This is a genomic window from Pseudomonas sp. DW-iso3, assembly GCF_058725305.1.
In genome coordinates this window covers 1,007,370-1,026,649 of sequence record NZ_JBZXDZ010000001.1, presented here as the reverse complement: position 1 = coordinate 1,026,649, position 19,280 = coordinate 1,007,370, and the positions used below count along the sequence as shown (strand labels likewise).

Sequence of the window (19,280 nt, the reverse complement as noted above, 5' to 3'; positions counted from 1 at the left end):
CAGGCGCCAACGCCCTCAATGCAGGCGTTTACGGCACATCAACTTGGCCAGCTTGGCGGTGTCCGGCCGTTCGACGATGCCTTTTTCGGTCACGATCACGTCAATCAGGTCGGCCGGGGTCACGTCAAACACTGGATTGAAGGCGACGACATCCGCGGCGAAGCGCTGGCCGGCGACTTCCAGCAACTCACCGGCGTCGCGCTCTTCCAGCGCTACGTCATCGCCAGTTGCCATCATCATGTCCAGGGTCGAACTCGGCGCCACCACCATGAACCGCACGCCGTGGTGCATGGCACACACTGCCAACTGGTACGTCCCGATCTTGCTGATCACGTCGCCATTGGCGGCAATGCAATCAGCACCGACGATCACCCAGGTCACGCCTTTGGTCTTGAGGATATGCGCGCCAGCGGAATCGGCATTCACCGTCACCGGGATGCCCTCGCCCGCCAGCTCCCAGGCGGTCAGCCGCGAACCTTGCAGCCAGGGCCGGGTTTCATTGACGTAGACCTGCTCGACCATGCCTTCCAGATAGGCCGCACGAATCACCCCGAGCGCCGTACCCACACCGCCGGTCGCCAGGGCGCCAGCGTTGCCGTGGGTGAGGATCGCCTGGGCATTGCCCTGGTGCTTGCGGATCAAATCGACCCCCAGTTGAGCCATGGTGAGATTGGCTTCGCGATCACTTTCATGGATGGCAATGGCTTCTGCTTCAAGCACCGCCAGCGGGTCGGCGTGCTTTTTGACGCGATCCAGGCGGTCACGCATGCGTTTCAACGCCCAGAACAGGTTCGACGCGGTCGGTCGGGTATCGGCTAACAGTGCATAGTCTTCTTCCCACGCTGCCTGCCAGTCACCGCCCTCGGCGATCCGCTCACGCGCCGCCAGCACCAGGCCATACGCCGCGCTGATACCAATGGCCGGTGCACCGCGCACCACCATCGAACGAATGGCCGCCGCCACATCATCGACCGTAGAGCAAGCCACCCAGCTTTCCCGGGACGGCAAGGCACGCTGATCGAGCAGGTACAGCGCGCCATCACGCCAATCGATGGCCTTCACTTTCTCCGCTGCCAACAGTCGATCGCGCATCCCTTACTCCGCACTCATAAACAAAGCCGCCGATTATAGCGGTCCGCCAGCCAGGACGCTCGGGTATACTTCGCCCTTCTTTTATAGCTGCCTGGGAAGAAGCCTGCGATGACCGCCACTGCCGCCCCGCTCGACTTATTGTTGCTGCCTACATGGCTGGTGCCTGTCGAACCCGCTGGCGTGGTGCTCAAGGAACATGGCCTGGGCATTCGCGATGGGCGCATTGCCTTTATCGGGCCACGGGCGGCAGCGCTCAAGCTGGTGGCCAACGAAGTGCGCGAACTGCCGGGCATGCTGCTCAGCCCCGGCCTGATCAACGCCCACGGACATGCGGCGATGAGCCTGTTTCGCGGCATGGCCGACGACCTGCCGCTGATGACCTGGCTGGAAAAACACATCTGGCCTGCCGAGGCCAAGTGGGTCGATGAAGCCTTTGTGCGCGATGGCACCGACCTGGCCATCGCCGAACAGCTCAAGGGCGGCATCACCTGCTTCTCCGACATGTACTTCTACCCCAAAGTCGCCAGTGACTGCGTGCACAACAGCGGCATCCGCGCGCAGATCGCAATTCCGATCCTCGACTTCCCGATCCCCGGCGCCAGTACGCCCGACGAGGCGATTCGCCAAGGCGTCGAGCTGTTCGGCGATCTCAAGCACCACCCACGCATCAAGATCACCTTCGGCCCGCACGCGCCTTACACCGTGTGTGATGACAACCTGGAGAAAATCCGGGTGATCGCCGAAGAGCTGGACGCCGCGATCCACATGCATGTTCACGAAACCGCCTCTGAAGTGCAGCAAGCGGTCGAGCAGACTGGCGAACGGCCATTGGCGCGTCTGGGTCGCCTCGGGCTGTTGGGGCCGCGCTTCCAGGCCGTTCATATGACCCAAATCAGCGAGGATGACTTGGCTTTGCTGGTAGAAAGCAACACCAGCATCGTTCACTGTCCGGAATCCAACCTGAAACTGGCCAGCGGCTTTTGCCCGGTGGAGCGTCTGTGGCAGGCTGGCGTGAACGTGGCCATCGGCACCGATGGCGCTGCCAGTAACAATGACCTCGACCTGCTGGGCGAAACCCGCACCGCCGCACTGTTGGCCAAGGCCGTCGCCGGCTCGGCCACCGCGCTGGATGCCCATCGCGCCTTGCGCATGGCGACGCTCAACGGTGCGCGGGCCATGGGCCTGGAAAGCGAAATTGGCTCGCTGGAGGTCGGCAAGGCGGCGGATATCGTGGCCTTCGATCTTTCCGGGCTGGCGCAACAACCGATCTACGATCCGGTCTCACAGCTTATATATGCCACCGGACGCGATTGCGTGAAACACCTTTGGGTCGCCGGCAAGCAACTGCTCGACGACCGGCAATTGACCCGCATGGATGAACAACAGTTGACCGCCACGGCCATCGCCTGGGGCCAGCGCATCAGCGGGCACCACGAATAACGAAGGTTTTGAACCCTGAGGTTCAGGACTGACAAACCGATTTATCAGATTTAGAGGATTCACCATGAGCAACGTCGACCACGCCGAAATCGCCAAATTCGAAGCCCTGGCTCACCGCTGGTGGGACCGTGAGAGTGAGTTCAAGCCCCTGCACGACATCAACCCGCTGCGGGTCAACTGGATTGATGAACGCGTCAACCTGGCCGGCAAGAAGGTGCTGGATGTAGGCTGCGGCGGCGGCATTCTCAGCGAGGCCATGGCGCAGCGCGGCGCCACCGTAATGGGCATCGACATGGGCGAAGCGCCCCTGGCCGTGGCCCAGCTGCACCAGCTGGAATCCGGCGTGAACGTGGAATACCGCCAGATCACCGCCGAGGCCCTGGCCGAAGAGATGCCCGAGCAGTTCGACGTGGTTACCTGCCTGGAAATGCTGGAACACGTACCGGACCCGTCCTCGGTGATCCGCGCCTGCTTCCGCATGGTCAAGCCGGGGGGCCAGGTGTTCTTCTCCACCATCAACCGCAACCCCAAGGCCTACCTGTTCGCGATCATCGGCGCCGAATACATCATGAAGCTGCTGCCGCGCGGCACCCATGACTTCAAGAAATTCATCCGCCCGTCCGAGCTGGGTGCCTGGAGCCGCCAGGCCGGGCTGACCGTCAAGGACATCATCGGCCTCACCTACAACCCGCTGACCAAGCACTACAAGCTGGCCAACGACGTTGACGTCAACTACATGATCCAGACCCTGCGCGAGGAGTGAGCCTGTGAAGTTGCGAGCGGTTCTCTTCGACATGGACGGTACCCTGCTGGATACCGCGCCGGACTTTATCGCCATCTGCCAGGCCATGCGCGCCGACCGCGACCTGGCGCCGATCAACCCCCAGCACATCCGCGATGAAATCTCCGGCGGTGCGCGGGCGATGGTGGCCGTGACCTTCTCGATGGACCCGGAATCTCCAGGCTTTGAAGAACTGCGCCAGGAATTCCTCGAACGCTACCTTGTGGGCTGCGCGGTCCACAGCAAACTGTTCGACGGCATGGCCGAGCTGCTGGAGGACATCGAGAAGTCCAAGCTGATCTGGGGCGTGGTGACCAACAAGCCACTGCGCTTTGCCGAGCCGATCATGCAGCAACTGGGCCTGGCCGAGCGCTCGGCGCTGCTGATCTGCCCGGATCACGTGAAGAACAGCAAGCCGGACCCGGAGCCGATGATCCTGGCGTGCAAGATGCTCGACCTGGACCCGGCCAGCGTGCTGTTCGTGGGTGATGACCTGCGCGATATCGAATCCGGCCGCGACGCCGGCACGCGCACTGCAGCGGTCACCTACGGCTACATCCACCCGGACGACAACCCACGCCATTGGGGCGCCGATGTGGTGGTGGATCACCCGTTGGAACTGCGCAAGGTATTGGATAACGCGCTGTGCAGCTGCTAATTGTTTGCCGCCCCTGCAAACACTGAGGTCAATGTGGGAGCTGGCTTGCCTGCGATAGCGCAGTGTCAGCCAGCACATATGCCAGCTTACAGACCGCTATCGCAGGCAAGCCAGCTCCCACAGGAATTGGATTCCACATTGAGAGCTGTATCACCTTGAATTTTGTCGAGGCTATTTATGTTTGATTACTCCGCACATCCAGAACTGCTCAAAGGCCGGGTGATCCTGGTGACCGGTGCCGGTCGCGGGATCGGCGCGGCGGCGGCGAAAACCTATGCCGCCCATGGTGCCACGGTGCTGTTGCTGGGCAAGACCGAAGCCAACCTGGCCCAGGTGTATGACGAAATCGAAGCGGCGGGCCAGCCGCAACCGGTGGTGATCCCGTTCAACCTGGAGACCGCCCTGCCCCATCAGTACGATGAACTGGCCGCGATGATCGAAAAGGAATTCGGCCACCTCGACGGCCTGCTGCACAACGCCTCGATCATCGGCCCACGCACGCCGATCGAGCAATTGTCCGGCGAGAATTTCATGCGCGTGATGCACGTGAACGTCAACGCGATGTTCATGTTGACCAGCACGCTGCTGCCGCTGCTCAAGTTGTCCCAGGATGCGTCGGTGGTGTTCACTTCCAGCAGCGTCGGGCGCAAGGGTCGGGCTTATTGGGGCGCCTATGGTGTGTCGAAGTTTGCCACCGAAGGCTTGATGCAGACCCTGGCCGATGAACTGGAGGATGTGGCCGCGGTACGCGCCAACAGCATCAACCCCGGCGGCACTCGCACCAGCATGCGGGCCCAGGCGTATCCGGGGGAAAACCCGATGGAAAGGCCGGCGCCGGAAGAGATCATGCCGGTGTACCTGTACCTGATGGGGCCGGACAGTACCGGCATCAATGGGCAGGCGTTTGACGCGCAGTAACAACTGACACAACCGGAACTAAATGTGGGAGGGGGCTTGCCCCCGATTGCAGGGTGTCAGTCACTGTATCTGTGATTGACCCACCGCTATCGGGGGCAAGCCCCCTCCCACATTTGTATTGCGGTGTTCTCTGGCTCTTAGTTCTTCACTACTTCCTCAAGGGTGAAGCGCCCCAACGGGTTCTGCAGGAAATTGCTCACGTTCTTGCGTGAGATGTTGATGTAGGGGCTGTAGTACAGGTCGATCCAGTTCACATCCTGTTTCGCCAGTTTCTGCAGTTCCACATACATCTGCTCACGCTTGACCGGGTCAGCCTCGATGCGTGCTTGCGCCACCAGTGCCTTGACCTTGTCGTTCTTGTAACGGGTCATGTAGTTCTGGTTGGTGTCGTGGCCCAGCACGAAGGTGGTCTTCTGGTCCGGGTCGAGGATGTCGTTGGTCCAGTACATCACCGAAATATCGTACTCACCGTCCACCAGCATCTGCCAGCTCTGGGTCGGGTCGACCTTTTGCAGGTTGGCAGTCACGCCGACCTTCGCCAATTGATCCTTGATGATCACCGCAATCTGCTCGTCGGCTTCGTTGCCGGCATTGACCACGTAGTTGAGCTTCAAGTCCTTGGCACCGGCCTGCTCCAGCAGCTTCTTGGCGGCGGTCGGGTCGTACGGGCGTTGCAGGTTGTTGGCGTAGTGGTACAGCGAGCCCTTTGGAATGTAGGAATAAGCCACGGTGCCTTGACCGTAAGTGGCGGTCTTCACCAGCGATTGTTTGTCGATGGCCATGTCAAGTGCCTGACGTACTTCTGGCTTGGCCAGCAGGCCATGCTCGTGGTTGATCAGCAGGTGATCTTCACGGGTGGACGGGTCGGCATGGATCACCACGTTCTTGTCTTTCTTCAGCTCTTCAACCCGCGAGAACGGTACGAAGATCGCCGTGTCCAGCTCGTTGTTCTGCACCATGCGCATGCGCGTATTGTCGTCGGTGACGGAGACCCACTCCACGCCATCCAGGCTCACGTTCTTGGCCTGCCAGAAGTTCGGGTTCTTTTTCAGGATGACGCGATCACCCTTGCGCCACTCGTCCACGGTAAACGCGCCGGAGGTCACGGGGTTTTCCGAGTAGGCGTCTTCGCCCATCTTGGTCATGGCTTTTTCCGACAGGATCGACACCGTCGGCGACGCCAGTTGCGAGAGAAAGGCCACAGCCGGGGTCTTCAGGGTGACCACCAGGGTTTTCGGGTCTGACGCCTTGGCCGTGTTGATCAGGTTGAAAGGGTCTGCCCACAGCGAGGCTTTGTTGTCGCGGATGCGCAGCAGGCTGAACGCTGCATCGTCGGCGGTGATCGTCGAACCGTCGGAGAACTTCGCATCACGCAGCTTGAAGGTGTAGGTCAGGCCATCCTTGGAAATGTCCCAGCTTTCTGCCAGGCCCGGCTCCATCTTGGTGCCCAGGTTATCGACGCGCACCAGGGTGTCGTAGACGTTGGCGAAGACCCAGGTGTCGCGGTTTTGCGCGCTTTTGATCGGGTCGAACGTGGTGCTGTCCTCACGGCAGCCGATGGTCAGTACACCGGCGGCTTGCGCCAGGCCGGCAGTCAGGGACCATGCGGTCAATGTAGCGGCGGCGAGCAACTTCAAGTGGCGCGATTGCATATCACAACTCCTTGTTAATGAATGGCAGAGGGTTAAAGCAAAGGTTCTTCAAGCACGCAACTGTACCGATGCTCGTGCAGGAAATGCGTCGGCGGCAACACCACGGAACACATGGTCCGGGCATGCCGACAACGTGGGTGAAAGGCGCAGCCTGCAGGCAAGTTCAGCGGGCTCGGGGGCTCACCCGGCAAGGGCTCTGTCGGCAACGGCCGATGCGGATCGATCTCGGGAATCGCCTGGATCAACGCCGCCGTGTACGGATGGCGTGGCGCCGTGAAGACCGACTCCACCGGCCCCTCCTCAACGATCTTGCCCAGGTACATCACCGCCACGCGATCGCACAGGCGACGCACGATAGCCAGGTCATGGGCGATGAACAGGATCGCCAGGTGCATGCGCTGCTGCAGTTCCAGCAACAGGTTGATGATCTGGCCCTGGATCGACACGTCCAGCGCCGCCACGCACTCGTCGGCGATGATCAGGCGCGGCTCCACCACCAACGCCCGGGCGATGCCGACGCGCTGGCACTGACCGCCGCTGAGTGAGCCGGGTTTACGACTGGCCAATTCGGGCCGCAGGCCGACCAGATCGAGTAGTTCATTGACGCGATCTGATATCCGCTCCGGCGCAACCTTGCGTTGCACGCGTAGTACTTCGGCAATCGTTTCGCCGATGGTATGCCGCGGGTTCAGTGCGGCGTACGGGTCCTGGAAGATCATTGCGGTTTCATGGCGCAGCCGGGTGATGTCGATGGCGCTGCCGTGGGCCATGTCGATGCCATCAAACAGCACCTGTCCGGCGCTGATCGGGTTGAGGTGCAAAATGGCGCGGCCCAAGGTGCTTTTACCGCTGCCGGACTCACCGACCAACCCGAGGGTTTCACCCGCCGCCAAGCTCAGCGATACACCGTTCACCGCCCTCACCCACTGTTTGTTCAAGCCGAACAAGCCGGTGCCGGACGCGGCGAACTTCACCTCAAGGTCCTTGATCTGCAACAGGCTCATGGCTGCGCTCCCAACGGGTAATGACAGGCGACTCGCTGGCCTTCCGGCAGCACTTCGGTGCACAAGGCCCCGACTTGCGGGCAGCGCGGGTTGAACCGGCAGCCGGCAGGCAAGGCGTCCAGCAGCGGCGGCTGCCCGGGAATCGTGCGCAGCAAAGCGTGGCCGCTGCTGTGAGCAGGTTGGCAGTCGATCAAGCCGGCGGTGTAAGGGTGCTGCGGTTGCGCCAGCACATCGTATTTGCTGCCGTGCTCGCACAGGCACCCCGCGTACATCACGGCGATGGCGTCACAGGTTTGCGCAACCACGCCAAGGTCGTGGGTAATCATGATGATCGACAGGCCACGCTGGTCGCGCAGTTCCAGCAACAGCCGCAGGATTTGCGCCTGCACCGTCACATCCAGCGCCGTGGTCGGCTCGTCAGCGATCAGCACTTTCGGGTTGCAGCCCAAGGCGACTGCGATCATCGCGCGCTGGCGCATGCCGCCGGAAAACTCTTGGGGGTAGTTGTCGACCCGCGCCTGGGGATCGGGGATGCCCACTTGGCGCAGTACCTCGATGGCCTGCAGGCGCGCGTCTTTTTTCGACGCACCTTGATGCAGGCGGATGCCCTCGGCAATCTGCTCGCCGATGCGCATCAGCGGGTCGAGGTGGCTGCTGGGGTTCTGGAAAATCATGCCCAACTGACCGCCACGCACCGCCCGCATGCCAGCGTCATCCAATGACAGCAGGTCCTGGCCGCCCAGCCGGACCGCACCGCCTTGCACGCGCAGGTTGGGCGATGGCAGCAGGCGCATCAAACCGCGACAGGCCATGGTCTTGCCCGAGCCGCTTTCCCCCACCAGCCCGAGGATCTCACCCTCGGCCAAATCGAAAGACACGCGATCGACCAAGGTCACATCACGCCCTGCGTTGTTGGCAATCACACTGAGGTCGCGCACTTGCAACAGGCTCATGAGCGATCCCCCAACACTTGCGCCACGCCATCGGCGAGCAGGCTGAACCCCATGGCCAAGGTCACGATGGCCAGCCCCGGAAAGGTGCAGATCCACCAGGCAGTGGTGATGAAGGCCTGTCCTTCGGCCACCATCGTGCCCCATTCGGCGGTCGGCGGTTGCACGCCCAGGCCCAGGTAACTCACGGCGGCGCCATTGAGCAGCACCAACACCGCGTCCGACATGGAAAACACGATGGAGCCGAACATCGCATTGGGCAGCAGGTGCCGAAACAGAATCCGCCCATGGCCAAAGCCCAGGCTTTTGGCGGCCAGGGCAAAGTCGCTTTCCTTGAGCACCAGGATCTGCGAGCGGATGAGCCGCGCGTAGGACACCCAGCCCACCAAGGCCATGGCGATATAGAAGCTCTTCAAGCCTGGGCCGAGAATGGCCATGATCGCCAGCATCAGCACCAGGAACGGGAAGGCCAGGATCACATCGATCACACGCATGCAGACACTGTCGAAACGCCCGCCGATGTAACCGGAGACCGCGCCGATGAAGGTGCCGATCATGAACGGGAAGATCACCCCGACGATGGCTAACTGGAGGTCTATACGCGCACCCCAGATAACCCTCGAAAGAATGTCCCTTCCGTAGTTATCGGTGCCAAATGGATGAGCAAGGCTGGGGCCGAGCAAACTGAAATCGGTGTTCTGCGCAATCGGGTCATATGGCGCGATCCACGGTGCAAACAGCGCAAGCACCAGCCATGCCAGCAGAATCAACAAACCCCACGCAGCCGTCAGCCGGCCATTGCGCAAACCAAAGCGCAGGCGCAAGCGCCAAGGGGCAATCAACGGACGACTGCTCATTGCATCTTCACTCGCGGGTCGAGGGCCACGGTCACGACGTCAGCGATGAAGTTGACGATCACCGTCGCGCAAGCCAGCACCATGGCCACGCCCTGCACCACCATGTAATCGCGGGTGAAGATCCCGCGTACCAACAATTGGCCGATGCCGGGGATGGCGAACAGGCTTTCGATCACCACCGTGCCGCTGATCAGCCAACCGATGTTCACCGCCAGCAGATTGACCGCCGGCACCAGGGAATTGGGTAGCACATGACGGCGAAACACTGCGGCTTCCAACAACCCACGCGCCCGGGCGGCGGTCACGTGGTCGGCCTGTAGTTCCATCAACATGCTCGCCCGCAAGTTGCGCACCAGCACCGCCGACAACGCCAGGGCAATCGTCAGGCATGGCAGCACCATGTGATGCGCTTTATCCAACCAGGTCCGGCCGTAACCGGATACCGGAAACAGGCCCCACTGCACACTCAGCAACAGGATCAGCATCAAGCCCAGCCAGAACGCCGGCATGCCAAGGCCAACCGTGGTGAACACGCGAATCAGGTTATCCGCCCAGCCACCCTTGTTGCGTGCGGCGAAGGTCGCCAACGGCACGGCGATCAGCAGCGCCAGCACCACACTGCCGAGCACCAGTACCAGGGTGGGTTCAATACGCGTGACGATCAGCTTGAGCGCATCGACCTTGTACAGCAGCGATTGGCCAAGGTCGCCCTTGAGCAGGTTCTTCAGAAAGTAGAAATATTGCAGCCACAACGGCTGGTCGAGGCCGTACTGGGCGCGGATTTTCAGCAAAGCGTCCGGCGTGCTGCGCGAACCCAGCAAAGCACGCGCCGGGTCGCCGGGAATCGAGCGCACCAGCACAAAGGTGATCAGGCTGATGCCAAACAGCACCGGCAGCAATTGCAGCGGCCGGTACAAGACAAAACGGTAGCGCGCCAGGTTCATCCGTCAGCCCCGATGACGCGCAAGGAAGTCCAGCAACACCGGAAAATACGCATGGGGCTCCTCATAGAAAGGCATATGGCTGCTGTTGGGGAACACGTGCAGTTCGGCGTGTCGGGCCGCCAGTTTCATGCGCATGGCGCAGGCTGGGGTGAGTTCGTCATGCTGGCCGGTGGTGATCAGGATCGGCATCTTGAAATCGGCCATCTCAGGGATGCGGTTCCAGTCCTTGAGGTTGCCGATGTAGAGGAATTCGTTGGGGCCTTGCATGGTTTCGTAGGGGCCCATGTTCCAGTCGTCAAGGGAGCGTTTGACCGGTGCGGGCCACTCGTCCAGGCGGCACACGTGACGATAGTTGAGCAAGGTGATCGCGGCCTGGTACTGCGGGTGGTCCAGGGTGCCCATGGCTTCGTGGCGTTGCATCATGGCTACCGTCTCGCTGCCAAGGGCGCCGCGCAGGCGTTCCAGCTCTTGGGACAGGTGCGGAATGTCGCCAACGGTATTTTCCAGGATCAGGCTTTTCAGCGCGTCGGGATAATGGATGGCATATTCGATACCGAGCCAGCCGCCCCAGGAATGCCCGAGCAGGTGCACGCGACCGAGATCCAGGGCCTGGCGCACGGTTTCGACTTCTTCGACATAACGGCGGATTTCCCACAGAGAAACGTCGGTGGGCCTGGCTGATGCGCCCGTGCCAAGCTGGTCGAATGCAACCACTCGCAGGTTATGGTCTTTGAGCCAGCCATGGGCGTCTCGCAAGTAGTCACACGGCAAGCCTGGCCCGCCGTTGAGGCACAACAGCACCTCATCGCCTTCGCCAAAGCTGTAAACCACGAGGTTATGGCCGTCGACTTGCACGTTGTACTGCTGGTCGGGGGCAATTTCACGCCACATGCATACATTCCTTGTCTAGTGTCGGGCTGGCAGGCAGCGGCCGTTGATCAGACCAACACTACCTAGGATGTCGTGCGGCCATAACCTAGTATTTCTTATAGGTTTAGCCTGGCAGTCCTTCGCCGGGGCGTGGCATTCTACTTGCAGCAAGTCGAGATTCAAATGAATTCGGGAGCAGAACGGATGCTGGCCAAGCTGACTGCGTTAAATCACCGTCTGATGCCGGGCAGGAGCCTGGATGAGCAGATGGACAATACGTTTATCCTCGCCCAGCAACTGGGCTTCGATGCATTGGTGTATGACTACACCCCCGTGCCGATCGATCAGGATGGCGCATTGATCACACCCTCGGTGCTCGCACTGCGCAATACGCCGCCCGACTGGCACGCCTTGTGGTGCAGCGAAGGGTTCTACCAGATCGACCCGGTGCAACATCTGGCCCTGAGTACGGTGTCACCGTTCGTATGGTCCTACGACGTCAAGGTCGATACCCCGCTGCAAAAGATCATCGATCCCTGCCATGCGCCGGTGTCGTCCTACTTGCACGACCAGGAATTGACCTGCGGCGTCAGCGTACCGATCCACCTGCCTCGGGGCGGCTTCGCGTCGCTGACCGGACTACGAACGGGCAAGGCCCGCAGCGTGCTGCAGGATGTGCAGCAGACCTTGTCGGATTTCAGCCTGATTTCCCATGCCTTGCAGGAAGCAGCCTACCCGCTGTTTAGCAAGGAACTGCGCACTTATCCGCATATCCACCTGACCAAACGCGAACGCGAGTGCCTCAAATGGGCCGCCGATGGCCTGACCGCTGCCGAAATCGCCACGCAATTGAGCCGCTCTCTGGCGGTGGTCACCTTGCACCTGGCCTCGGCGATGCACAAGCTGGGGGCCAAGAACCGCGTGCAGGCGGTGGTGCGCGCCACCCATTACCGCCTGCTAGACGACTGACCACCGGCAAAACCTAGCTGTTTTGCTAGTTACTTAAATTTCGCCCACGCATTATCGTGTCCCTGAGCCTTTTTTCAGAGCAGGGTACGAAATGGAATTCATCGAAAAAATCCGCGAAGGGTATGCGGCGTTTGGCGCCTACCAGACCTGGTACCGCGTCACCGGTGACTTGTCGAGCGGTCGCACTCCCCTGGTGGTTATCCACGGCGGCCCCGGTTGCACCCATGATTACGTTGACGCGTTCAAGGACGTCGCCGCCAGCGGCCACGCCGTGATCCACTACGACCAGTTGGGCAACGGCCGCTCTACTCATCTACCCGAAAAAGATCCGTCCTTCTGGACCGTGGGCCTGTTCCTCGAAGAACTCAACAACCTGCTGGACCACCTGCAGATCAGCGATAACTACGCGATTCTCGGCCAATCCTGGGGCGGCATGCTCGGCAGTGAACACGCGATCCTGCAGCCCAAGGGCTTGCGCGCGTTCATCCCGGCCAACTCGCCGACCTGCATGCGCACTTGGGTCAGCGAAGCCAACCGACTGCGCAAATTGTTGCCGGAAGGTGTGCATGAAACCCTGCTCAAGCACGAGGCCACCGGCACTTACCTGGACCCGGAATACCTCGCCGCCTCAAGGGTGTTTTATGACCAGCACGTGTGCCGAGTCATCCCGTGGCCGGAGGAAGTGGCGCGCACGTTCGCCGCGGTCGATTCAGACCCGACGGTGTACCACGCCATGAGCGGCCCGACCGAATTCCACGTGATAGGCAGCTTGAAAGACTGGACTTCCATTGGCCGTCTGTCGGCGATTAACGTGCCCACGCTGGTGATCTCCGGCCGACACGACGAAGCCACGCCACGGGTGGTCAAACCGTTCCTGGATGAAATCGCCGATGTGCGCTGGGCACTGTTTGAAGACTCCAGCCACATGCCCCATGTGGAGGAGCGCCAGGCGTGCATGGGCACCGTGGTGAAGTTTCTGGATGAGGTGTGTTCTGTGCATTACAAAGAACACAAGGCCGGATAGTTTCCAATATGGGAGCTGGCTTGTCTGCGATGACGGCGGTGAATTCGCCCTTGCTATCGCAGGCAAGTCAGCTCCCACACTGCGCCCCTGTTCGGCGTCAGACCTCGGTGGTCTCTGCCTTGTGCGCTTTCCTCGACACATCCGCCACCAACGGAATCTCTCTCCCTTCGGCATCAAACAACTTGCCGCCCTTGAAGTAATCCCCATCACGCAGTTCCGACACATCTCGGAAGCACAGACTGCGCTCGGTTCCCGCCACAAACACTGACTGCTGGTCCGAATTACCGGCGGTGAAGTGGTTGAACGCCAGGTTCAACAGGATCGCCATGATCGCCGACGAGCTGATACCCGAATGGAAAATGGTCGCGAACCAGCTCGGGAAGTGATCATAGAAGCTCGGTGCCGCAATTGGGATCATGCCAAAACCGATGGAAGTGGCCACGATAATCAAGTTCATGTTGTTGCGGTAATCCACCTTCGACAGCGTGCGGATACCACTGGCCGCCACGGTGCCGAACAGCACTATCCCGGCACCGCCCAACACGGAGGTCGGCACCGCCGCGATCACCCTGCCCATGAAGGGCAGCAGCCCAAGAATCACCAGAAACAGCCCACCGGTGGCCACCACAAAGCGGCTCTTGACCCCGGTAACCGCCACCAGCCCGACGTTCTGGGCGAACGCACTCTGGGTAAACGAACCGAAGATCGGTGCAAACATGCTCGACAGCATATCGGCGCGCAGGCCGTTACCCAGGCGTTTGGAATCGACCTTGGTGTCGATGATCTCGCCCACCGCCAGGATGTCCGCCGAGGTCTCGACCAGGGTCACCATCACCACGATGCACATGGAGATGATCGCAGCAACGTGGAAGGTTGGCATGCCGAAATGGAATGGCGTTGGGAAACCGAACATCGGCCCCTGAGTCACGCCGGAGAAGTCGGCCATGCCAAGGAACACCGCAATCACCGTGCCGATAACCATCGCCAGCAGGATCGACAAGCGCGAGATGGTTGCGCTGCCGATCTTGCTCAGCAGCAACACCAGCACCAGGGTCAACGCCGCAAGGCCGATGTTGGACATGCTGCCGAAATCCGCCGCGCGACTGTTGCCGCCCATGGCCCAGCGCGCCGCAACGGGCATCAGGGTCAGGCCGATGGTCGTGATCACAATGCCAGTGACCAACGGCGGGAAAAACTTGGTGATCCGTGAAAAAACGGGGGTTATCAATAACCCGATAAACGACGCGGCCATCACCGCCCCAAGAATCGCCGGCACACCGCCGGCGCCATCACTGCCGACAATCGCCACCATGGTTGCCACGCCGGCAAACGACACGCCCTGCACCAGCGGCAATTGACAGCCAAAAAACGGTAGACCCAAGGTCTGCAGCAGCGTGGCCAGGCCGCCGGCAAACAGCGACGCAGCGATCAGCAGGCCGATATCCGCCGGGGACAACCCGGCCGCCTGGCCGACAATCAGGGGGACCGCAACGATTCCGCCGTACATCGTGAGTACATGTTGCAGACCGTAAGCCATGTTGGCGGCGACGCCGAGATTCTCATCTTCTGGCCGCTGCGGTGACGCCTTCGGGATAGTCATGGTGAGGGGTTCTCTGTTTTTGTTGTGCGGCCACTGTATGCAATGTTTGGAGTGGATGTCCATAGAGTTGTATACAATCAATCAGACAAGTTACCCTCCAACGGCGTTACAAAAACAATCCGACCGTGATGAGCCAGAACGCCAAAGGACCCATAACAATGAAAAAGGCACTACAGGGCGCCACCGTCGCGCTTACCCTTCTCGGCGGCGGGGAGGCCGTCGCAGTAGAGTGGATGAACAACAGCGTAGGATTTCGCTACGGCCAGCAGTTCACCAATCCGAATAACCCCGACGAATTCAGCAAGCGCATCTACAGCTTCACTCACGCAAGCGGCTACCAGTACGGCAGCAATTTCCTCAACCTCGATGTGTTTCTGTCCGACAGCCGCGACCCGCGCAAGGGCACCGATCATGGCGGGAGTGAGGTGTATGCGGTGTACCGCCACCAGCTGTATGCGTCGCGGGTATTCGATGTGCCGCTCGGCACCGGCCTGGTCAAGGACTACGCGCTGACGCTGGGTTTTGACGCCAACCGCAACAACAACTTCGCCTCAGCCAAAAAACGCGCGCTGGTGATCGGCCCGACGTTGAAGTTCAACACTGTCGGCGTACTCGACCTGAGCCTGATGTACTACAAGGAAAGGAACCACACCGGCATCCCCGGCGCGCAGGAGTCGAACCACACCTTCGACGACACTTACCTGCTCAACTTGACGTGGATGCGCCCATTCGAAATCGCCAACCATGCGGCGAAATTCCAGGGGTTTATCAATTACGTCGGGGAAAAAGGCGAGGACTACCACGGCCGCGACACCGCGCCGGAGGCCCTGATGCGCACCGCGCTAATGGTGGCGGTGCGACCGGGCAAAAGCGTCAAGCCGAACCTGTACCTTGGGGTGGGTTACGAGTATTGGCATAACAAGTTTGGCGTGGATGGCGGCCGGGGTAGCCGCACATCGACGCCGACGGTGAACCTGGAAGTGACGTTCTAACTGAAGAAGCCCGATCAAACCGTGGGAGCTGGCTTGCCTGCGATGCGGGCGATTGGGTGTGTCAGGTACACCGAGCCGATGCTATTGCAGGCAAGCCAGCCCCCACAGTGTTGACCGCGTTGTTACTTCAGATTCGGTGCCAGGGCTGAATTGTCGGCTTTCGGCCGCGCCAGCCAGTAGCCCAGCACGGCCAGCGGCGCGGTCGCCAGCATCACGATCGCGGTAATCAGCAGCGGCTGGTCAAGCATCGACGACACCACCAGGCTGCTGAGAAAACACAAGCCCAGTTGCAGGGTGTTTTGCAATGCCGCCGCCTTGCCGGAATTTTCCGAAAACGGCATCAGCGCATTCGCCACCACGATGGGGTAACTGGCACCGTTGCACAGCGCCATCAGGCAGAACGGAATCAACAAGGTGGTGAGGGTTGGCACCGTCAAGGTGGCGACCAGGTACAGCGCCACCATGCTGATGCAGTACGCCAGCAGCAACCAGGGCAACAGCGTCTTGCCCTGAAAGCGCTGCAAGGCGCTGCGGCAACTGTAGCCACCGACCAGGAACGCCAACGTAGGCAGTACGTAGCTCAGGCCAATATCATTCGGGCTGTAGCCCATGCCGCCGAGGATGAAGGGCGACGCCGTCAGCCAGGCGAAGAAGCTGGCCGAGCAGGCGGCAAAAATCATCACATTCCCCGTAAATACGCGGGACGTGAGCAACTGTCCATAACCGAGGCGCACCGGCTCGCGCCCCTCCATCGGGCGTTTCGGCATGCCACGCAGGAATACGGTCGGCAGCAGCAACAGCACCGACACCCCCAGCAACACGCCGAAGATCGCCTGCCAACCGAAGTGATTCAGCACCATCGCGCCCAACAGCGGCGCCAGCGCTGGCGACAACGACATCAGCGGCATGATGCTGGCGAACACGCGATGGGCCTTGTCGGCCGGGTAGCGATCAATCACCAGTGCCTGCCAACTCACGGCGGCGGAACACACACCAATCGCCTGGATAAAGCGCAGCGCCAGCAATTGCGGCGCGGTCTCGACCCAGAACATCCCCGCGCAGCCCAACACAAACAGGCTCAGGCCGGCGAGCAGGATGGGCTTTCGCCCCAAGCGGTCGGACAACGGCCCCCACAACAGCTGCCCCACCGCAAAGCCGGCGAGGAAAATACTCAAGCTGGCACCTACTGCGCCAGCGCCAATCTGCAACTGCTCGCCCATGGCACCAAATGCCGGCAAGTACATGTCCATGGCGAGGTAACCGAGCATGCTCAGTCCCGCCAGATACCAAGTGAAGCCAAAAGAGTTTTTCATTGAAGCCTTGTTCATTCTGCCATCAAACTATTTGCTGACTGGCGCCCATTATGAAGCTGACAGATTCTCTGTGAAGCGATAATAATTGGACACTCTTATCAATAAATTTGAAGGCAGTCAGCATGTGGTCCGAATATTCCCTGGATGTGGTTGACGCCGTGGCACGCCATGGCAGCTTCAGCGCCGCAGCCCAGGAACTGCATCGAGTGCCGTCGGCCGTCAGCTATACCGTGCGCCAGCTGGAAGAGTGGCTAGCGGTGCCCTTGTTCGTGCGACGCCACCGAGACGTGGAACTGACGCCCGCCGGCCGCTTGTTTATCGACGAAGCCCGTGGCGTGATGAAGAAAATGCTCGGCACCCGGCGCCTGTGTCAGCAGGTCGCCAATGGCTGGAGTGGCCAGTTGAAGGTCGCGGTGGACTCCATCGTCAAACCCCAACGCTGTCGGCAGCTGGTGCTGGACTTCTATCGACAGTTTCCCGAGGTCGAGTTGCTGCTGGAGTACGAAGTGTACAACGGCGTGTGGGATGCCCTGGCAGATGAACGCACCGACATTGTGATCGGCGCGACCAGCGCGGTGCCGGTGGCCAGCCACTTCACCTTCCGCGATATGGGTTTGTTGAATTGGCTGTGCGTGGTCAGCGCGCGACACCCGCTGGCCAGCGTCGAAGGATTATTGAGCGACGATCAGCTGCGTCCCTTTGCCTCCCTGTGCATGACCGACACCTCGCGCAACCTACCCAAGCGTGACACCTGGACACTGGATAACCAGCGTCGGCTGGTGGTGCCGAATTGGGCATCCGCGATCGATTGCTTGCGCGACGGTCTGTGTGTAGGCATGGCGCCGGCGCATCAGGTGTTGCCGTGGATCGAACGCGGTGAGCTGGTGGCGCTGCAATTGAGCCGGCCGTTTCCGGCCAGCCCGTCTTGCGTGGCGTGGGCACAGAACAAGCTGTCCCCGGCCATGACTTGGCTGCTGGAGTACCTGGGCGATACCGAGACCCTGAACCAGGAGTGGCTTAACGGCCCTACGCCAGTAACCGGGTAATGGCCCGCACGATCATCTCGACCTCCTGAGTATCCAGGGTCAGCGGCGGCAACAGGCGAATGATCTTGCCCCGCGTGACGTTGATCAGCAACCCGTGCTCCTGGGCGGCGCGCTGAGCCAGGTCCCGGCAGGGGCTGGCCAACTCGATACCGATCATCAGCCCCTGGCCACGAATCGCCACGACCTGCGCATGCTCATTCAATTCCACGCGTAACCGGGCCAACAGGCGTTCGCCCTGTTGTGCTGCGTTCTGCAGCAAGCCTTGTTCTTCGATGATGTCCAGCACGGTGCATCCGACCCGACACGCCAGCGGATTGCCGCCGAACGTGCTGCCATGACTGCCCGGTGTAAACAATTGGGCCACCGCGGCCCGAGCCAGGCACGCGCCGATCGGCACGCCATTGCCCAGGCCTTTGGCCAGGGTCATCACGTCCGGGACGATGCCTTCATGCTGGAAGGCAAACCAGGTGCCGGTACGGCCGATGCCGGTCTGGATCTCGTCAAGCATCATCAGCCAGCCCTGACGTGTGCAGTGATCGCGCAAAGCTTGCAGGTAACCCGACGGTGCCGGCAGCACACCACTTTCACCCTGGATCGGCTCCAGCAGCACCGCGGTGATGCGCGGGCCAAATGCCTTGGTGATCGCTTCCAGTGCCGCCAGATCACCAAAGCGCACCTTGAGAAAATCCCCCGGCAACTGTTGGAAGCCCAGGCGGACCGAGGGGCCATCGCTCGCGGCCAGGGTGCCGAGGGTACGGCCATGAAAGGCGTTCTCCATCACCACCACCAACGGCGCTTCAATGCCCTTTTTCCAGCCATGTAGGCGCGCCAGCTTAAGCGCGGTTTCGTTGGCCTCGGCGCCGGAATTATTGAAGAACGCGCGATCCAGGCCTGACAACTGAGTGAGACGCTGGGCCAGCCGTTGTTGCCAGTCGATGCTGTAAAGATTGGACGTGTGCAACAGCAAGCCCGCCTGCTCGCTGATAGCCGCCACCAGCCTGGGGTGCGAATGGCCGACATTGGTCACCGCCACACCGGCCACCGCATCCAGGTATTCGCGACCTTGCTGGTCCCATAGGCGCGTACCCAAGCCGCGGGTAAAGCTCAGGGCCAAGGGTTGATAAGTGGTCATCAGGCAGGCGGCGGTCATGGTGCGGGCTCCAGTGCATC

General features: G+C 61.0%; 18 protein-coding genes. 8 read left to right on the top strand and 10 right to left on the bottom strand.

What is annotated here, in order from left to right:
* Positions 1-15 precede the first annotated feature (15 nt).
* Positions 16-1,092 carry an S-methyl-5-thioribose-1-phosphate isomerase gene (mtnA, locus tag AC4PS7_RS04765; RefSeq protein WP_021490949.1) on the bottom strand — a complete coding sequence of 359 codons (1,077 nt, stop codon included), beginning with the start codon at positions 1,090-1,092 and terminating at the stop codon, positions 16-18.
* A gap of 108 nt (positions 1,093-1,200) precedes the next feature.
* Between mtnA and AC4PS7_RS04760 the strand changes: the two genes are divergently transcribed.
* The 4 genes from AC4PS7_RS04760 (at position 1,201) to AC4PS7_RS04745 (ending at position 4,889) form a co-directional block, all read left to right on the top strand.
* The gene (locus tag AC4PS7_RS04760) at positions 1,201-2,532 is read left to right on the top strand and encodes a TRZ/ATZ family hydrolase (protein ID WP_045791177.1); all 1,332 of its coding nucleotides are present in this window, start codon (positions 1,201-1,203) and stop codon (positions 2,530-2,532) included.
* A gap of 64 nt (positions 2,533-2,596) precedes the next feature.
* The gene (gene ubiG / locus AC4PS7_RS04755) at positions 2,597-3,295 is read left to right on the top strand and encodes a bifunctional 2-polyprenyl-6-hydroxyphenol methylase/3-demethylubiquinol 3-O-methyltransferase UbiG (RefSeq protein WP_010211967.1); all 699 of its coding nucleotides are present in this window, start codon (positions 2,597-2,599) and stop codon (positions 3,293-3,295) included.
* A gap of 4 nt (positions 3,296-3,299) precedes the next feature.
* Positions 3,300-3,971, top strand: a complete 672-nt coding sequence (gene mupP / locus AC4PS7_RS04750) for an N-acetylmuramic acid 6-phosphate phosphatase MupP (RefSeq protein WP_021490951.1) — start codon at positions 3,300-3,302, stop codon at positions 3,969-3,971.
* Positions 3,972-4,148: 177 nt separating this feature from the next.
* On the top strand, positions 4,149-4,889 hold the full coding sequence (locus AC4PS7_RS04745) for a YciK family oxidoreductase (RefSeq protein ID WP_252958860.1): 741 nt from the start codon (positions 4,149-4,151) through the stop codon (positions 4,887-4,889).
* A gap of 137 nt (positions 4,890-5,026) precedes the next feature.
* On the opposite strand, the gene AC4PS7_RS04740 is transcribed toward AC4PS7_RS04745, so the two are convergent.
* Genes AC4PS7_RS04740 through AC4PS7_RS04715 form a run of 6 tightly spaced genes read right to left on the bottom strand, consistent with a single transcriptional unit; the run spans position 5,027 to position 11,187 of the window.
* Positions 5,027-6,541 carry an ABC transporter substrate-binding protein gene (locus AC4PS7_RS04740; protein WP_042570759.1) on the bottom strand — a complete coding sequence of 505 codons (1,515 nt, stop codon included), beginning with the start codon at positions 6,539-6,541 and terminating at the stop codon, positions 5,027-5,029.
* Positions 6,542-6,573: 32 nt separating this feature from the next.
* Positions 6,574-7,545 (bottom strand): ABC transporter ATP-binding protein, encoded by a 972-nt coding sequence (locus AC4PS7_RS04735; RefSeq protein ID WP_492179143.1) that lies wholly within the window; start codon positions 7,543-7,545, stop codon positions 6,574-6,576.
* Complete coding sequence (locus AC4PS7_RS04730; protein ID WP_010211978.1) at positions 7,542-8,498, bottom strand: ABC transporter ATP-binding protein; 957 nt, start codon at positions 8,496-8,498, stop codon at positions 7,542-7,544. The genes AC4PS7_RS04735 and AC4PS7_RS04730 overlap by 4 nt, the downstream gene beginning before the upstream one ends.
* Positions 8,495-9,352 carry an ABC transporter permease gene (locus AC4PS7_RS04725; RefSeq protein WP_021490954.1) on the bottom strand — a complete coding sequence of 286 codons (858 nt, stop codon included), beginning with the start codon at positions 9,350-9,352 and terminating at the stop codon, positions 8,495-8,497. The genes AC4PS7_RS04730 and AC4PS7_RS04725 overlap by 4 nt, the downstream gene beginning before the upstream one ends.
* Positions 9,349-10,296 (bottom strand): ABC transporter permease, encoded by a 948-nt coding sequence (locus tag AC4PS7_RS04720; protein WP_010211982.1) that lies wholly within the window; start codon positions 10,294-10,296, stop codon positions 9,349-9,351. The genes AC4PS7_RS04725 and AC4PS7_RS04720 overlap by 4 nt, the downstream gene beginning before the upstream one ends.
* Before the next feature lie 3 nt (positions 10,297-10,299).
* A complete protein-coding gene (locus AC4PS7_RS04715; protein WP_010211983.1) occupies positions 10,300-11,187 on the bottom strand; it encodes a proline iminopeptidase-family hydrolase in 888 nt (295 codons plus the stop codon).
* Positions 11,188-11,370: 183 nt separating this feature from the next.
* Between AC4PS7_RS04715 and AC4PS7_RS04710 the strand changes: the two genes are divergently transcribed.
* Together AC4PS7_RS04710 and AC4PS7_RS04705 are read left to right on the top strand one after the other, a co-directional pair.
* Complete coding sequence (locus tag AC4PS7_RS04710) at positions 11,371-12,135, top strand: LuxR family transcriptional regulator (protein ID WP_010211985.1); 765 nt, start codon at positions 11,371-11,373, stop codon at positions 12,133-12,135.
* Between the two features lie 91 nt (positions 12,136-12,226).
* Entirely contained in the window at positions 12,227-13,159 is a 933-nt protein-coding gene (locus tag AC4PS7_RS04705) for a proline iminopeptidase-family hydrolase (protein ID WP_010211986.1), read from the top strand.
* A 97-nt stretch (positions 13,160-13,256) separates the two neighbouring features.
* On the opposite strand, the gene AC4PS7_RS04700 is transcribed toward AC4PS7_RS04705, so the two are convergent.
* On the bottom strand, positions 13,257-14,759 hold the full coding sequence (locus tag AC4PS7_RS04700) for a nucleobase:cation symporter-2 family protein (RefSeq protein WP_492179140.1): 1,503 nt from the start codon (positions 14,757-14,759) through the stop codon (positions 13,257-13,259).
* A gap of 158 nt (positions 14,760-14,917) precedes the next feature.
* Here AC4PS7_RS04700 and AC4PS7_RS04695 point away from each other — a divergent pair, with 158 nt between their 5' ends.
* The gene (locus AC4PS7_RS04695) at positions 14,918-15,751 is read left to right on the top strand and encodes a hypothetical protein (protein WP_010211988.1); all 834 of its coding nucleotides are present in this window, start codon (positions 14,918-14,920) and stop codon (positions 15,749-15,751) included.
* Positions 15,752-15,873: 122 nt separating this feature from the next.
* Here AC4PS7_RS04695 and punC read toward each other — a convergent pair whose 3' ends face one another.
* Positions 15,874-17,064: a purine nucleoside transporter PunC gene (gene punC / locus AC4PS7_RS04690; protein ID WP_047541550.1), complete on the bottom strand. Its 1,191-nt coding sequence runs from the start codon at positions 17,062-17,064 to the stop codon at positions 15,874-15,876.
* A 122-nt stretch (positions 17,065-17,186) separates the two neighbouring features.
* On the opposite strand from punC, the gene punR reads away from it, so the two are divergent.
* A complete protein-coding gene (punR, locus tag AC4PS7_RS04685) occupies positions 17,187-18,110 on the top strand; it encodes a DNA-binding transcriptional activator PunR (protein WP_010211992.1) in 924 nt (307 codons plus the stop codon).
* On the opposite strand, the gene AC4PS7_RS04680 is transcribed toward punR, so the two are convergent.
* A complete protein-coding gene (locus AC4PS7_RS04680; RefSeq protein ID WP_010211993.1) occupies positions 18,091-19,260 on the bottom strand; it encodes an aspartate aminotransferase family protein in 1,170 nt (389 codons plus the stop codon). The two genes, punR and AC4PS7_RS04680, sit on opposite strands and share 20 nt — an antisense overlap.
* Between the last annotated feature and the right edge of the window lie 20 nt (positions 19,261-19,280).

Bases quoted from the DNA above. Each gene is read 5' to 3' on its own strand.
- AC4PS7_RS04735 (WP_492179143.1), bottom strand. From the start codon at position 7,545: ATGAGCCTGTTGCAGATCAAGGACCTTGAGGTGAAGTTCGCCGCGTCC.
- AC4PS7_RS04740 (WP_042570759.1), bottom strand. From the start codon at position 6,541: ATGCAATCGCGCCACTTGAAGTTGCTCGCCGCCGCTACATTGACCGCA.
- AC4PS7_RS04710 (WP_010211985.1), top strand. From the start codon at position 11,371: ATGCTGGCCAAGCTGACTGCGTTAAATCACCGTCTGATGCCGGGCAGG.
- mtnA (WP_021490949.1), bottom strand. From the start codon at position 1,092: ATGCGCGATCGACTGTTGGCAGCGGAGAAAGTGAAGGCCATCGATTGG.
- punC (WP_047541550.1), bottom strand. From the start codon at position 17,064: ATGAAAAACTCTTTTGGCTTCACTTGGTATCTGGCGGGACTGAGCATG.
- AC4PS7_RS04715 (WP_010211983.1), bottom strand. From the start codon at position 11,187: ATGTGGCGTGAAATTGCCCCCGACCAGCAGTACAACGTGCAAGTCGAC.
- AC4PS7_RS04680 (WP_010211993.1), bottom strand. From the start codon at position 19,260: ATGACCGCCGCCTGCCTGATGACCACTTATCAACCCTTGGCCCTGAGC.
- AC4PS7_RS04700 (WP_492179140.1), bottom strand. From the start codon at position 14,759: ATGACTATCCCGAAGGCGTCACCGCAGCGGCCAGAAGATGAGAATCTC.
- AC4PS7_RS04745 (WP_252958860.1), top strand. From the start codon at position 4,149: ATGTTTGATTACTCCGCACATCCAGAACTGCTCAAAGGCCGGGTGATC.
- AC4PS7_RS04695 (WP_010211988.1), top strand. From the start codon at position 14,918: ATGAAAAAGGCACTACAGGGCGCCACCGTCGCGCTTACCCTTCTCGGC.
- ubiG (WP_010211967.1), top strand. From the start codon at position 2,597: ATGAGCAACGTCGACCACGCCGAAATCGCCAAATTCGAAGCCCTGGCT.
- AC4PS7_RS04705 (WP_010211986.1), top strand. From the start codon at position 12,227: ATGGAATTCATCGAAAAAATCCGCGAAGGGTATGCGGCGTTTGGCGCC.
- punR (WP_010211992.1), top strand. From the start codon at position 17,187: ATGTGGTCCGAATATTCCCTGGATGTGGTTGACGCCGTGGCACGCCAT.
- AC4PS7_RS04720 (WP_010211982.1), bottom strand. From the start codon at position 10,296: ATGAACCTGGCGCGCTACCGTTTTGTCTTGTACCGGCCGCTGCAATTG.
- AC4PS7_RS04760 (WP_045791177.1), top strand. From the start codon at position 1,201: ATGACCGCCACTGCCGCCCCGCTCGACTTATTGTTGCTGCCTACATGG.
- AC4PS7_RS04730 (WP_010211978.1), bottom strand. From the start codon at position 8,498: ATGAGCCTGTTGCAAGTGCGCGACCTCAGTGTGATTGCCAACAACGCA.
- AC4PS7_RS04725 (WP_021490954.1), bottom strand. From the start codon at position 9,352: ATGAGCAGTCGTCCGTTGATTGCCCCTTGGCGCTTGCGCCTGCGCTTT.